Annotated in this window: 10 protein-coding genes; 2 read left to right on the forward strand and 8 right to left on the reverse strand. The window is 44.5% G+C overall.

The genetic code is table 11. From position 1 onward, the window contains the following. Nucleotides 1–145 precede the first annotated feature (145 nt). Complete coding sequence (locus G6N79_RS01475) at nt 146–1,513, forward strand: peptidylprolyl isomerase (RefSeq protein ID WP_103904840.1); 1,368 nt, start codon at nt 146–148, stop codon at nt 1,511–1,513. 340 nt (nt 1,514–1,853) lie between these two features. On the opposite strand, the gene G6N79_RS01480 is transcribed toward G6N79_RS01475, so the two are convergent. The 8 genes from G6N79_RS01480 to tgt all read right to left on the reverse strand — a co-directional run bounded on the left by G6N79_RS01480 (nt 1,854) and on the right by tgt (nt 14,209). Next, nucleotides 1,854–2,714, reverse strand: a complete 861-nt coding sequence (locus G6N79_RS01480) for a YybH family protein (protein WP_103904841.1) — start codon at nt 2,712–2,714, stop codon at nt 1,854–1,856. 23 nt (nt 2,715–2,737) lie between these two features. After that, nucleotides 2,738–4,204: a cysteine--tRNA ligase gene (cysS, locus tag G6N79_RS01485; protein WP_103904842.1), complete on the reverse strand. Its 1,467-nt coding sequence runs from the start codon at nt 4,202–4,204 to the stop codon at nt 2,738–2,740. A 17-nt stretch (nt 4,205–4,221) separates the two neighbouring features. Beyond that, entirely contained in the window at nt 4,222–5,523 is a 1,302-nt protein-coding gene (gene der / locus G6N79_RS01490; protein ID WP_103904843.1) for a ribosome biogenesis GTPase Der, read from the reverse strand. Between the two features lie 631 nt (nt 5,524–6,154). Continuing rightward, entirely contained in the window at nt 6,155–7,795 is a 1,641-nt protein-coding gene (locus G6N79_RS01495; RefSeq protein WP_103904844.1) for a RagB/SusD family nutrient uptake outer membrane protein, read from the reverse strand. Between the two features lie 12 nt (nt 7,796–7,807). Then, on the reverse strand, nt 7,808–10,816 hold the full coding sequence (locus tag G6N79_RS01500) for a SusC/RagA family TonB-linked outer membrane protein (protein WP_206517947.1): 3,009 nt from the start codon (nt 10,814–10,816) through the stop codon (nt 7,808–7,810). Between the two features lie 282 nt (nt 10,817–11,098). Further along, nucleotides 11,099–11,977, reverse strand: a complete 879-nt coding sequence (locus G6N79_RS01505) for a DMT family transporter (protein ID WP_103904845.1) — start codon at nt 11,975–11,977, stop codon at nt 11,099–11,101. Nucleotides 11,978–11,989: 12 nt separating this feature from the next. Next, the gene (locus G6N79_RS01510; protein WP_103904846.1) at nt 11,990–13,072 is read right to left on the reverse strand and encodes an LptF/LptG family permease; all 1,083 of its coding nucleotides are present in this window, start codon (nt 13,070–13,072) and stop codon (nt 11,990–11,992) included. Between the two features lie 6 nt (nt 13,073–13,078). After that, nucleotides 13,079–14,209: a tRNA guanosine(34) transglycosylase Tgt gene (gene tgt, locus G6N79_RS01515; RefSeq protein WP_103904847.1), complete on the reverse strand. Its 1,131-nt coding sequence runs from the start codon at nt 14,207–14,209 to the stop codon at nt 13,079–13,081. A gap of 135 nt (nt 14,210–14,344) precedes the next feature. On the opposite strand from tgt, the gene G6N79_RS01520 reads away from it, so the two are divergent. After that, nucleotides 14,345–15,481, forward strand: coding sequence for a glycosyltransferase (locus G6N79_RS01520; RefSeq protein ID WP_103905067.1), 1,137 nt, complete (start codon nt 14,345–14,347; stop codon nt 15,479–15,481). Nucleotides 15,482–15,498: the final 17 nt, after the last annotated feature.

Below are 15,498 nucleotides of genomic sequence, written 5' to 3' on the forward strand. Positions count from 1 at the left end.
AGTTTACTGCTGATTCCCTATTTTAGCTCGAATTACTGAATTTAAGCTCGGTATATTTGCAATTATTAATATATAAAAGTAGAAAAAAGGCATAATATTTAATAATTTTGCCCAAGACTATAGATAAAGCGTGACGACAGATAGCATGAAAAACTTTTCAAGTTTCCTTATAATTCTTTTACTAGCTTGTACATTCCAGGCTAAATCCCAAGAAAAACTTATTGACCGTGTAGTAGCAACTGTAGGGTCAGGTATTATTCTGCAATCGGATATCGACATGCAGTACACCCAATATTTGGGGAATGGCGGTACGCCGACAGATGATTTCAAATGTACAGCCTTGCAACAGTTGATCATGACCAAGTTATTATCACAGCAGGCTGCGATTGACTCCATCGAAGTAACCGAAGCGCAGGTAGATGATCAGTTGAATGCACGTATGCGCGAAATGACACGTCGTGCCGGAACTAAGGAAAGACTAGAAGGCTTCTTGAAACGTTCTTTGTTACAATACAAGGAAGAAATGAGACCGATTCTTACTGAACAGATGAAAGCTGATGCCTTCCAGAGAACAATTGTTGATAAAATCACCATTACTCCTCAAGAGGTAAAACAATATTTCGAAAACTTAAATCAGGACAGTTTACCGTACTTCGATACAGAGGTTGAAATCGGTGAGGTCGTGATGTATCCGGAATTAACCAAAGAAGAGAAATCTGTATTTCGCGAGAAAGCGGAAGGTTTCCGCAAGCAGGTATTGGACGGCACGGACTTCGGTACAGTTGCGCGTTTCTATTCCGAGGATCCAGGATCATCCATGGCGGGAGGTGAACTTGGCTTTGCACCACGTGAGAACTACGTAAAAGAATTCTCGGCCATGGCCTTTAAATTAAAAGCTGGTGAAATTTCCCCGGTTTTTGAAACTGAATATGGATTCCATTTCCTACAGGTCCTAGAGCGTCGTGGTGAAGAAGTGAATGCAAGACACGTTTTGGTGACCACAAAGCCAACACAGGCCAGCTTAGACCGCTTGAAGGGCAAGATCGACTCCATCTACCAAAAGGTAGTGGACAAGAAGATTCCTTTCAGTACAGCAGCGACCATACACTCGGATAACAAGGAAACGAAATTCAATGGCGGTATGGTTGTCAATCAGAACAGATCGACCTTGATCCCTGTCAATGGATTGGAAAAAGAAGTGTTCATGGCGATCGATACGCTACAGCCGGGTGGCATCACAAAACCTTACCAATTCCAAAATCCACGTGATGGCAAGGTTGGCTACAAATTCACATACCTGAAGACACGTATCCCACCGCACAAAGCCAGTTTGGAGCAGGATTTTGCTAAAATCCAAGAAGCTGCACAAGAAGATAAGACCAGAAGGAAATTGAGCGAATGGTTCGAGAAAAAAACAAAAGGCACCTTCGTACACATCAACCCAGAATATCAATCTTGTCCTGAGTTACAGATGTGGCTAAAGGAAGATAATATCGCTGCAACAAAAGAATAAAAACACTAAAGTATATAAAAAAAGAGGTTCAGCAACGAACCTCTTTTTTTGTGCTGTGCAGGGATGGGGGGCGGAAACTCAAAATTATCCGTTACGCATTCTAACTAGTGTTTGCACCGGTTCTACATGCACCAAGTAGTGTCCTAGCGAAATCCGACTTTGCAAGGCATATGTATTAACGTCAATAGTACAAGCACTGTAATTTTAACCAGCCTAAATAAGACCTGTACAGAAAACTGATGCACCCCTACCAATTCTGACCCTCGGTTTAAAGAAGACACCAACAACAAAAAAGCACGGTATTCCTACCGTGCTCTAAACTCTTATTGCAATCCATCCCTTATCTTTCGTACATCATCTCCAGGATAACTTTCCATTGGAATTCTCCTGTCAATTGCCAGATACGGATATAATTGAATTTAACAACCTTATCTTTCATACCTACGGTCGCCGTACCGGAGGTATAGGCGAATTCCCCGGAGTATGCTCTACCCACATCGTTTGGATCTGTATCGATCTCAATGCGGTCTTTTTTCAGGAAAGCCAAGACATTGTCCCTCCCCTCGATTTCATTCTGCCAAGGGAAATAGAACCGTGCATCATCGGCCAGGAATTCCTTATAACCCGTTCTGGTATCTGCCTTTAGAATCGTCGAGAACAGTTCATCTGTCTGCATAACAACTTCCTCACGCTGTTCCAATCGTTTTACGGAACGGTGTTTCAGGTAGTTCTTGTCATCCGGTTCGAAATACTCCAAAGGACCGGCCTTTTTCTTGCCGTAGTTTTCGACCTCGGCACGGATATGCGCACGCCAATTTCCCTTCTTATCCCTTCTCCAAACCGTCAGGTATTGTCCGTAGCGCTTCGTAGCACCCATCTTCTGGAACTCAATCGGTCCAGAGGTCACTCCCCAGTCCAAACTGCGGGATACCAGGGCAAAGTTCGGCGTCCAGGATAAACGATCCGGAAGATTGGGCCTATTGTCTAGGTAATTCTGTGCATTCACGGGAGAAGGGACGAAAAAAACCGTCTCCTTGTCCGTAATATACTTCAGTCCGGCATGCGGACTTTCTGATTTTGAAAGATTTGCAGCCGTCCGGTCCACCGATAATAGACCGCCTACCTTTTCCGGTAATTGGGCAAAACTCGTTAGCGTAAGGAATACTGCGGCAATTAAAGCTATGCCTTTTCTATAACTCATTTTTGTAATTTTCACCTACCTACTCAAATCTTATTCCAAAGTGTCCCATCCTTGCTATCCTTCAACTGGATACCGGCTGCCGTAAGTTGCTCACGGATACGGTCAGAGGTAACGAAGTCCTTATTCTGCTTCGCCTCGTTGCGTAGGTTGATGATGATGTTCATCAGGTCATCCATGCTATCTGAATCGCTCACCTGGTCATCCTTCAAGCCCAAGATATCGAACACAAACTCCTGAAGATAAGCCTTTAACGCCTCCAAATCAGCAGCATTGATGGTCAATTTTCCATCGTGGATGGAATTGATGATACGGACCACTTCAAATAGTTCCGCGATCAATACTGGACTGTTGAAATCATCGTCCATAGCTGCATAGCTACGGGATTTTATTTCTTCCAGTTTTCCGAAATTGGACTTGGATGCCGGCACGATCTTATCCAATAGACCAATGGCATTCATCAATCTTTTATAACCTTTATCTGCAGCTTCCAGCGCTTCATTGGAGAAATCCAACGTGCTTCTGTAATGCGCCTGCAGCATAAAGAAACGTACTGCCATCGGCGAATAACCCCTATTCAGCAGTGGATGATTTCCCGTGAAGAGTTCTCCAGGGAGGAATCCATTTCCTGCAGACTTGGACATACGCGCACCATTTACGGTAAGCATATTGGTATGCATCCAATATTTTGCCGGGCTGGTATGGTTACAAGCCTCGGATTGTGCAATCTCATTGGTATGGTGCGTAGCGGCCAGGTCCATCCCTCCACCGTGGATATCGAATTGATCCCCCAGGTATTTACGGCTCATGGCAGAACACTCAATGTGCCAGCCCGGAAAACCGACGCCCCAAGGTGACGGCCAGCGCATGATATGCTCTGGTTTGGCTTTGATCCATAGCGCGAAGTCCAAACGGCCACGCTTTTCATCCTGCCCGCCAAGTTCACGCGTATTGTTCAGCATGTCCTCCAAATTGCGGTTGGTCAGGATCGTATAATTATACTCCTTTACGTATTTTTCAACATCGAAATACACCGTACCGTTCACTTCGTAAGCAAAACCATTGTCGATGATCTGTTTCACCATCTCGATCTGCTCCGAGATATGCCCCGTTGCAGTAGGTTCAATGCTCGGTGGAATCGTATTGAAAAGACGAAGGACGTCGTGGAATCCGATCGTATATTTCTGCACGATCTCCATAGGCTCCAATTGTTCCAGTTTCGCCTTTTTCGCAAACTTATCGTCCCCTTCGTCATTATCACCTTCCAAATGCCCTGCATCCGTAATATTACGAACATAGCGCACCTTGTAACCCAGATGGATCAGGTAACGAAAGATCAAGTCAAAGGAAACAAAGGTACGGCAGTTCCCCAAATGTACATCGCTATACACAGTGGGACCACACACATACATCCCAACCATATTGGGATGGATAGGTTCAAACTTTTCCTTCTTCCTCGTCAGGGTATTATACAGTACTAGATTATGCTCCATGAACTATCTGAAACGGTTTATTTTTGTCTAAAGAATATCTGAATAGGCACGCCTTTGAAATCAAAGTTCTCGCGCAATTTGTTCTCTACGAAACGTTTGTACGGATCTTTGATGTATTGCGGCAGGTTACAGAAGAATGCAAACATCGGCGATCGCCCAGGCAACTGAGTTACATATTTGATCTTGATGTATTTACCCTTGATGGACGGTGGTGGGTAATTCTCGATGATCTCCAACATCACATCGTTCAATTTGGATGTCGGAATCTTCTTGGTTTTATTGTTGTATACCTCCATCGCTGTTTCCACAGCTTTGAAGATCCGTTGTTTCTCCGTTACGGAAGTAAAGATGATCGGCACATCAGTGAATGGGGCTATCTTATTACGGATAGCCTGTTCAAATTCCTTGGCCGTTTTGTGGTCCTTCTCCACGGTATCCCACTTGTTCACCAAGATAACGATTCCCTTTTTGTTCTTCTCTGCAAGGTGGAAGATATTGATGTCCTGGGCTTCAATTCCATCTTTGGCATCAATCATCAGGATAACGACATCCGAATCTTCCAACGCCTTGATGGTACGCATTACGGAATAGAACTCTATATCCTCATTCACTTTTGATTTACGGCGCAATCCTGCCGTATCGATCAATAGGAACTCATGTCCGAATTGGTTGTAATGGATGCGGATAGAATCGCGCGTAGTTCCGGCAATAGGTGTTACGATGTTACGGTCTTCACCTAAAAGTGCATTGGTCAGGGAGGACTTCCCAACATTCGGGCGACCAACGATGGTAAACTTCGGCAATTCACTCTCCTCTTCCTCTTCCACCTCAAAGTTTGCAACCACATCATCCAACAGTTCTCCAGTTCCGGAACCTGTCATGGACGAGATATTATAGATCTCGCCTAGCCCCAACGAATAGAACTCTGCAGAATCATGGGTTTGTTTTGCGCTATCGACCTTGTTTGCAACAACGAAAACAGGCTTCTTGCTGCGGCGCAGCAAGTTTGCGATTTCATCATCCAAATCTGTAATGCCCGTGGTGACATCCACCACGAAAAGCACGGCCGATGCTTCTTCGATCGCGATCAATACCTGATCCCGGATGGCTGCCTCAAAGACATCATCCGATCCCTGTACGAAACCTCCCGTATCGATCACCGTAAATTTCTTGCCTATCCATTCTGCCTGACCATAGTGGCGGTCACGCGTCACGCCGCTAAAGTCATCAACAATAGCTTTCCTACTTTCTGTCAAGCGGTTATATAAAGTGGATTTCCCAACATTGGGCCTTCCAACAATTGCTACAATATTTGCCATATTTCTAATTTGTCGTTACCTCACGGCAACATTTTCAGGTATCGTGTAAAGGTACAAAGTTACACAATATCCGAACATCTTGCGTTAGAAATCAGAAAATGAATAGCAAGGTTCCTCCAGAGCCGTTAAAGAGAGAAAGGAAGGCAGATTTAAAGAAAAGACTGCCTCTCATGTTGGGAGGCAGTCCGTTCAAATAGTTTTGAAAATTAACAGTTAGAAAGTTATACAGTCCAAACACTTAAATAACAATAAGTGAGGACTTTATTAATTTATTTCAGTTATTAAATGAACTTCATAAAAGGATTCTGAAAGATAGAAAAATTATTCCGAAAACTTAAGCAAATAAAGTGGATATTTTTAACCGAATTCCGACTAAAAAAGTAGATATTAGGTAAAAAACTAAATTATTTATTCTTTTCGTTGCAAGTTTTTGCTCGCCAGCGACACGATAAACCTACTTAATTCCTATAAAGAAAGGGTATTTTCTCGGTAAGCAAAACCTCGTTTTTATACCAAATTCAATGGGCGAAATAAAAGTTTCACCGCTTAGCGGCATTCCATAAAAAAAGAAAGGCGAAGCTTTCGCTCCACCTTTCCGCATTAATAACAAAACTTATAAAGTATTGGGATTTTATGGGTTCTGTTTTAGGATTCCGTTGGATAGTACGATCTGCTGTTCAGGGATAAACTCGATTATCTCCTTGGAGTTCGGTGCTACGGTAAGGAATGAGTTTTCATTGGCAATGTGGGTACCTGGGTACTGTCTGTTCAATGTTTTTCCATTTCTGAAAATATCGAACTTCCGATGTCCTTCCCATGCCAATTCCAAATTACGTTCATTCAAAACAACATCAAGAGCTGTTCTTCCGTCCAAATTGGCTGCTGTCCACAATCCAGCATCTGGAATTCCAGCACGCTTACGGATCAGGTTCACGTCAGCCAATGCACCAGCGGTATTGCCATTTTTGGCATAAGCCTCTGCACGGATCAAGTAAATTTCAGAAAGTCTGGAAATGATCGGCGACCACAAGTGCGCTTGACCTTCCTGACCTGAACACTTCAAAATGTAATATTTCAGGTAACCATTTCTGTCGTCCAATTTCTGGTCGATTAAGGCTGTACGTTTCTTGCCTTCAATATTGATGTAGTATTGGTAAGCACCAGCACCATTGGATTCCTTGATCAGGGTCTTTGGCGCAGCACCTTCAGATTCTATGTAGGTATAATCCGTTCCGTTCTTCGTCACAATGACACTTGCGTATTTGTAATTATCCGTTACGTAATAGGCATGCAATTCATTGGCGTTGGAAACAACTGGCTTTATCATTTTATAACGCACATCTTCCGGATATTTACGAACATTTTCCAAATACGAGCGAGATGCGTACATTTCTCCCCATCCGGATCCGTCTACACTTGCATACATGGAACCAATCGTGTACCAACCATTATCAGGGTAGTCGATATCCTTTACAAATTTGATCGCAAAGATATTCTCCGGATTGTTCTCCGGAGCAGCTGTGGATAGGTTGCCATAATTGCCGGTTGTCAACAGGGAAAATTTGCCCGATTCAATCAATTTATTCGCATAGGCAATCGCCTTATCGTTCTCCCCTTTGTACAGATACAAACGTGCCAATAACGCTTGAGTTGAATAAACACTTGCGTAAATACTGCTCTTATAGGATTTGAACAAACTTTCCGCTTTCAATAAATCTGTTTCGATCTGTTTGTACACCTCTTCCACCGTATTGCGCGGAAGCACCTCAAATGGATCATCCTTCAATTTGATAGGCACGGCAAGTGTAGCCTGGGGGTTCTGATCGTACGGCCTACCGAACACATTCGTCAAGTAGAAATACATCAAACTTCTCAGGTACAAGTTCTCGGCAATGATCTGATCATTTTCGTCATTCTCACCTTCGGTCAAACGACTCAAAAGGTGGTTGGTTCCCGCAATGATCTTATAGGAGTTTGCCCAGTACGAATTTACCCGCCCATTACTTACGATACGCTGGTAGTTGTAGTTGTAGAACAGGTTATCGGTTGTTGTCCCAGAAAGAGAAACATTATCCCCAGGATATTCGGTCACACGGTGCCAGTTCTCCACCCATCCCTTCAGGGTGTGGTAATTTCCTTTGTTCAAGGCATCCAATGCCCCAGGGGTATTATCGATGCTCTCGTTGGTAAGTGCATCATATGGCGTTTTGTCCAAGGAACATGAACTTGCCAATATTGCTGTAACAGCGGTATATATTAATATTCTTTTCATGTTGTCAATTCATTAAAATGTTACATTCAAGCCAAAGATGAAGCGCTTCGGCGCTGGATACTGTGATGTGGCATCACTTTCCGTCTTGCTAGGTGAATCATCATTACCCACAATGGCACTTTCAGGATCAAATCCGGTGAACTTCGTTGCTGTCCATAAGTTATCAGCAGACAGGAATAGGCCTAGACCTTTCATTTTCAACTTATCGGTCACGGTTTTGCCAAAGTTGTAACCTAACGTCACGTTTCTCAAGCGGAAGAAGGATGCATCCTCCATGTATCTTGATGAAATTTTATTTGAACTGGAGTTGTTGTTGTACATCGCTACAGGATGCGTAGCATTGGTGTTTTCTGGCGTCCATCTGGACCATCCATCCTGTAAAGCGATTTGATTGTAGGATGGATATGCCCCATCGGCGTCAAAATACTGACGTGCTGCATTGAAGGTATGTGCACCGGTCAGGAAGGACCCGCTAGCACTCAAGTTAAACCCTTTGTACGTCACGGAAGTGGACACACCACCTGTAAATTTCGGCGTACCTGTACCCACGAACTGAAGCGATGCCGCATTGTAGTTGGATGTCTTGGTAATCTCACCGGTTTCTGGATCTACGATCTCCCACTGTGGAGCACCGTTTTCTGGATTTACACCCGCCCATTTACGCATGTACCACGAATCGATATCTCTACCTTCGGAAAGCCTTCTCAGATCACCTCTAGGGATATCAGCGCCGTCCTTAAGTTCCAAGATTCTATTTTGGTTGTGCGCGAAGTTCACACCAACATTCCAAGAGAAATCCTCTTTTCTGATGATATCGCCACTCAAGGCAACTTCAATACCCCTATTTCTAATCGCACCGGTGTTCAACCAATAACCTGACCAACCTGCTGTGGAAGGGAAGGTAATGTAGTAAAGTAACCCATCGGTGTTCTTATTGTAAAGATCTACGGAAAGGTTCAATCTGTTGAACATCCCCAATTCAACACCCAAGTTTGCATCTTTTGAAGATTCCCAACTCACCATCGAGTTCTGGTACTGGTTCAGGATAGCTGCCGGATCGCCGTTGTACTGCGCGTTCAAACCGTAGGTTGAAAACGATGCGTACAAGCTGGTAGGCAAGTTACCTACCGTACCGTAGGATGCTCTCAAACGCAATAAGTTAATGGCAGGTACTTGGAAGAATTCCTCGTTGTGCACATTCCATGCCCCAGAAACCGACCAGAATGTACCGTATTGTTTCTCGGTACCAAAGCGGGAAGAACCATCCAAACGGAAAGACGCCTGTGCATTATACCGTTCGTCATAGCTATAGTTCGCTTGAACGATTCCGGACTGCAGGGAATAATCGTTCTTGGTACCTTGTTTATTCAATACCGCAGCGGCATTTCCCACGATTACGGTTCCCGGAGCAATACCTTTACCTGTTAGACCAAGGTCTTGGTACACATAATCCTGGAACTCATAACCTGCAAAAGCAGAAACTTTATGCTTATCAAAGGTTTCATTATATTTCAACATCTGATTGAAGAAACGGGTAATCCGTTTCGCTGAGAAGTTGTTGATCGAACCTTTGTCGCTACGTCCGCCATTGGACAATGGATCCACATAAGCCATGGACGTACCGTTATAGTACTGTAAGTTGTTGGTCGATTCAAACGTGAAACGGTCCGAGATTCTGTAGGAGAAATCCAGGTTGGCAGAAATATCGAATGTTCTCTGTTCGCTATAATTGTACTGCAGGTCGTACAGGTAATTTCTTGCATCACGGCCATACCAATTGTAAAGCGATGAAGTACCTTCCAACGTTGGATTCTTCAACGAACCATCTTCCTTATATGGGCTATCCCAAGGCATGTTCAACATCATATCATACAGGGAATGCTGTCTGGAATCTGTAGAAACATAGGATGCATTCAATTTGGGCTTGAATGTAATCTTGTCGGTCAGTTTATGATCTACGTTCAAGCGTGCCGTCATCCGGTTATAATCATAACCCTTCACGGTACCTTCATCATCGTAATAGTTTAAGCTACCATATACCGAAGTTTTCTCGTTCCCACCTCTATAGCCCACAGAAAAATCCTGCAACCAAGCCGTTTGTGTACCGTTCTTCAACCAGTCGTAATCTGTTTTCAAAACATCTTGTGTTACATTCGCTGGGATTTTGTCTTGATTATTGAACGATTGGTACAGGTCCCACATCTGTTGTGAGTTCATCATTTTCACATTACCCATGTTGAAGTTGCTCACCCCGGATGACAGATTAACCGTGAAAATACCATCGCCAGCATTCGCTGCTGACTTGGTTGTTACAATAACGACCCCGTTTGTTCCGCGAGAACCGTACTGTGTCGTTGCAGCTGCATCTTTCAGGATGGAGATCGTTTCAATATCGTTCGGGTTTACAACTGGGGTTCCGTGTGCTACCACACCATCTACAACCCATAATGGCGCTGTACCCGAGGAGATCGAGTTTCGGCCACGGATCTTGATATTTGCTGGTGCACCTGGACGGCCAGAACCATTCCCCACATCTACACCGGCCACTTTACCTTGCAATAGGTTGGAGATGTTCGGAGACTTCTGATCCTGCAATTGCTTTTGGCTTACGGTTGCAATGGACGCTGAGATCTCCCCTTTCTTTTGGGACGAATAACCCGTTACCACGATTTCATCGATCAATTCATCAGTCGATGTTAATTGAACATTCACGGTTGTACCGGAAACTTTTACTTCTCTGGATTCGAAACCGATCGCGCTGAAGATCAACGTCTGTCCGGAGGTGGCAGCAATGGTAAAATTACCGTTAGCATCTGTACTGGTTGCTACAGAAGGGTTTTCTTTCACAGAAACCGTAACGGAAGCCAATGGTCCCTCGGAGGAGGACACCTTACCTGTTACCTCTTGTTGCATGGCATAGTAGCCTGCTGGGTCCTTCGTTAAGCCCGCATCTGCAGCATAACCCTGAACCAATCCTAAGCTTAACAATACTGATAATGAATACCGAAATCTTTTAAGCAAAAGAACATGATTAGTAAATCTTTTAATCATAATTATCTCTTTAATTTTAATCTTGAGGTTTAAATTGACCCTCAATCACAATTTAGCAAGGGGAATATAGCCGAATAATCAATGATTTAACAAAACCTTAACTAACGAAAACGTTTGCACAAATTGCACAAACGATTGCACAGCTAAGGAATTGTAACTCAATTATTAAATTAGGATTAAAATTATCCCCGTATGGAGGAATTAAAGAGACGTAGCGAAGCCTTAGACACGATAACTCGAAATGAAAACGGATTAGACCTTCAGTTTCGCTTTTAGGTAGGGATAAACGAAAACCGCAGCCAGCACAATAACGGCTCCGAAATAGAAACCTGTACTCATCGCTTCTTGTTGCCCGAAAATCAGCAGGGCAAGGATTATGCCGTAGACCGGCTCCATATTGGTGGTCAACGCAACGGTAAATGCGGAAAGTTCCCGCATCACGGCAACCCCCATAACATACGCTATAGCCGTACAAACGACACCCAACAGCAACAGGTAGAGCAAGTCGGATTGGCTGAGGATCATTTGGCTATCAAAGTCCCCAGTATACAGCATAACCAAGGATACCCCGATAAAGGCACCCAGCATTTCGTAGAGGGTAATGGTCGTTGGACTTCCCTTTTTCACCATTCTGGCATTCAGAATAGAGAAAATACTTGCGCAGAATGCGCAGGACAACCCAAATACGATGCCCCAGAAATATTGGAACTCAAATTTGAAGATCAGGTAAATACCGAATATGATAACCAGGCCCACTACCACATCTGCAATGGAGATGGTCTTTCTATTGATCAAAGGTTCGAGAATAGCGGTAAATAGGGTGACGGAGGAAAGGGTCACCAAGGTCACCGATACGGTGGACACTTTAATGGCATGGAAGAAGAGGACCCAATGCAGGCCCACGATCATGCCCACGCCCAGGTATTGCAACATTTTCTCCCGGGATACAACGATGGATTTCTTCTTGATCAGGTAATAGATATACAGGGACAGCGCCGCAATGAGCACACGGTACCACACCAAATGCAACGCGGAGACCGTAATCAATTCCCCTAAGACGCCCGTAAATCCCCAGATCAATACGGTCATGTGCAATATGATGATATTGCGGTTAATAACAAACTTTGGCATGGTCAGAACAGCTTATTTCGGTGCCTTCTTCAATAGGTAGAAACTCAGAATCAAGAAGATTACATTCGGAATCAATACGGATATCAAAGGATCCAGTCCCCCTTTAATGGAGAACATACTCGAGAATCGCTCGAGCACGATATAGATACAGCTCAGGGCAATACCAAGCCCCAAACTCAGACCGATACCTCCACGCACCTTCTTCGACGATAGCGACACCCCGATCAGGGTGAGTATAAAAGCTGAAAATGGATTGATGAGGCGTTTATATTTTTCCAAGAGCAGTTCGTTCATCATCCCGGTCCCGCGGGTCTCCTCCTTGCTGATCCGCTCGTTCAGCTCCTGGTTGTCCATGGTGGTAAAGACGTTCTCGTAGGATTCGAAATCCATCGGCCGCATATCCAGTGTGGTATCTCGCTTATCGCCACTTTCCATTTTCTCCTTGAAGCCATTGATCTTCCGATTGGTATAAGCATGCAGGCTCCATTTACCAGCTACCGAATCCCAGGTTACCCGCTCGGCCATCAGCTTTTCCGTCATCTTATCCTTGTCGAACTTCTCCAGACTGAAATTGTACCCCATCTTGGATTTGGTATCGAATGACCCCATATATACATAGGTATTGGAATCAACCTGCATATGGATAGAGGAAGAAGTCGTACTGACCTTATTGGGTTTTACATAGACATTCTCAAAATCTACCTTGATCTTGTTGGTGAATGGGATGATATACACATTGGAAACCAAGGTGAGTGCAAAGATCAATCCCGCACAGATCATGTAGGGACGCAATAGTCTGTTGAAGCTCATGCCCCCGCTCAGGATCGGCACGATTTCCGTCTGATCGGCCATCTTGGAGGTAAAGAAAATTACGGCAATGAAGTTGAACAGCGGCGTCAACATATTGATGAAGAACGGCAAACTGCCCAGCGCGTAATATTCAAAGAATACCCGGGACATGGGCGCCTTGTACTTATTGAAGTCATCGATTTTCTCTGATATATCAAAGATTACGATGACCACACAGAATATGGCTACCGTAAATACAAAAGTAGACAGGTACTTTTTAATGATATATTTATCAATGATCTTCATGTACGATTATAAACGTTGTCCCAATATTTTTACCATTTTTTCCTTCCAATCATAGAATGTGCCGTCGACAATCTTCTCGCGAGCTTGTTTGACTAACCAAAGATAAAAATGTAAATTATGTAACGAAGCGATTTGTGCACCTAAAATTTCTTGGGAACGAATCAGGTGCCTCAAATAGGCTTTGGTGTGGATTTGATCCACTAAAAGATCACTTTCGGCCTCAATCGGACTGAAGTCATCCTTCCATTTCTCGTTTTTGATATTGATGATTCCGTTTTGGGTAAAGAGCATCCCGTTTCGGGCATTACGCGTCGGCATGACACAATCGAACATATCGATTCCCAACGCAATGTTCTCCAGGATATTCACAGGCGTTCCAACACCCATCAGGTACCGTGGTTTATCGTGTGGAAGGATATTGGTAACCACCTCCGTCATGGCGTACATTTCCTCAGCAGGTTCCCCTACCGATAAACCGCCAATGGCATTACCCTCACGCCCGAAGGACGCAATGGTCTCTGCGGATTTCTCGCGCAAATCCTTGTACACGGAGCCTTGAACGATAGGAAATAGGGTTTGGTCATATCCGTACAGTGGTTCTGTGGAATCGAAACGGTCACAGCACCGCTTTAACCAACGGTGGGTCATATCCAGGGATCTGCGCGCATACCGATAATCACAAGGGTATGGTGTACACTCATCAAAGGCCATAATGATATCCGCACCGATAATGCGCTGGGTATCCATCACGTTTTCTGGTGTGAAGAGGTGCTTGGAACCATCGATGTGCGACCGGAAAGTTACGCCTTCTTCCTTGATCTTGCGCACTTCCGTTAAAGAGTACACTTGGTAACCTCCCGAATCTGTTAAGATTGGGCGATCCCAATTGATAAACTTATGCAAGCCTCCCGCCTTATTCAACACGTCCAATCCCGGACGAAGGTACAGGTGATAAGTATTCCCCAGGATGATCTGGGCCTGAATATCATTCACCAATTCCTGTTGGTGAACGGCCTTTACCGTACCTGCCGTACCAACCGGCATAAAAATAGGCGTCTGAATTGTTCCGTGGGCGGTTTCAATCTCTCCCGCTCGTGCGCGTGAAAATTTATCTTGTGCTTGAAGCGTAAATTTCATAGTTCTCCTTAATCAGGCGCAAAAATACTATAAAAATCTCAGCACGCATTATTTCCCGAACTTAATTCGCATTTCTTAACAATTCAACCACTATTTACTCCGATAAGCCTTATCTTTGGCGCTACTTTTATGCGCATGGAACACCTACAGGATATCGATATTAGGCTCCTCCCTTATGGGATTGTGGTGCTATTCCTGCTTATCCAGCTCTATTTTATCATCTTTGTCTATGGCAAACTCTCGCGGTACCAGGTGGCATCCTTTCAGGTTCAGCCCAACTTCCCGCCGGTTTCCGTCATCATCTGCGCACATAACGAACAGGACAACCTTCGGGAAAACCTCAGCAGTATCCTCGAACAGGATTATCCGGAATTTGAAGTCATTGTCGTGAACGATTGTTCCTTTGATGACACCAAATGGGTCCTACAGGAATTTGCCGCAAAATATCCGCACCTGCGCATTATCGAGATCAAAGAACACATCAACCTCAAGCACAGTAAGAAATTTGCCCTAACGATGGGAATCAAGGGCGCAAAACATGAATACCTCCTGATGACCGATGCAGACTGCTTGCCCAACAGCAGCAACTGGCTGAAGGAAATGGCTGGAGCTTTCCAGGGGCGCACTGAAATCATCCTTGGCTATTCGCCCTATTTCAAGCATCCTGGCTTCCTGAACAGACTGATCCGATTCGAGACCACACATACTGCCATGAGTTACCTTTCTTATGCCCTATTGGGTGACGCCTACATGGGGGTTGGCCGGAATCTTGCCTACAGCAAGGCCCTCTTCTTTAAGGCCCGTGGGTTTACGGAGCACATGCACATCAAGTCGGGAGACGATGACCTTTTCGTCAATGCCAATGCTACCAAACAGAACGTACAGATTTCCATTTCCGAGGATGCCATGATGTATTCGGCACCCAAGATGACTTGGAAGAGTTATTACAAGCAGAAAGCACGGCATGCCGGCGCTTCGGTAATCTACAAGGGACGTCACCAACGCATGCTCGGCACGCAGTTGATAACCGCGGTTCTTTTCTACATCAGCGTGATCGCGGCGATTGCCATCAGCCCGGCGTATTGGTATATTGCCGTAGCAGCCTATCTCTTGCGCTTGAGCTGTCAATTCCTCGTTTTCCGATCCATCTACCGCAAGCTCGCTGTATCGGATTTGTTAGCCTGGTTACCGATTTTAGATCTATATTATTATTTTTACATCTGTTTTAACGGATTGTTCAATCGTTCCAAGAAGCAGGTTTCTTGGAAATAGTTCACCCTTAATTATCA

Source organism: Sphingobacterium lactis (assembly GCF_011046555.1).
Classification (GTDB): Bacteria; Bacteroidota; Bacteroidia; order Sphingobacteriales; family Sphingobacteriaceae; genus Sphingobacterium; species Sphingobacterium lactis.

Coding starts and splice junctions, on each gene's coding strand:
- G6N79_RS01475 (WP_103904840.1), top strand. CDS start 146: ATGAAAAACTTTTCAAGTTTCCTTATAATTCTTTTACTAGCTTGTACA.
- G6N79_RS01480 (WP_103904841.1), bottom strand. CDS start 2,714: ATGAGTTATAGAAAAGGCATAGCTTTAATTGCCGCAGTATTCCTTACG.
- cysS (WP_103904842.1), bottom strand. CDS start 4,204: ATGGAGCATAATCTAGTACTGTATAATACCCTGACGAGGAAGAAGGAA.
- der (WP_103904843.1), bottom strand. CDS start 5,523: ATGGCAAATATTGTAGCAATTGTTGGAAGGCCCAATGTTGGGAAATCC.
- G6N79_RS01495 (WP_103904844.1), bottom strand. CDS start 7,795: ATGAAAAGAATATTAATATATACCGCTGTTACAGCAATATTGGCAAGT.
- G6N79_RS01505 (WP_103904845.1), bottom strand. CDS start 11,977: ATGCCAAAGTTTGTTATTAACCGCAATATCATCATATTGCACATGACC.
- G6N79_RS01510 (WP_103904846.1), bottom strand. CDS start 13,072: ATGAAGATCATTGATAAATATATCATTAAAAAGTACCTGTCTACTTTT.
- tgt (WP_103904847.1), bottom strand. CDS start 14,209: ATGAAATTTACGCTTCAAGCACAAGATAAATTTTCACGCGCACGAGCG.
- G6N79_RS01520 (WP_103905067.1), top strand. CDS start 14,345: ATGGAACACCTACAGGATATCGATATTAGGCTCCTCCCTTATGGGATT.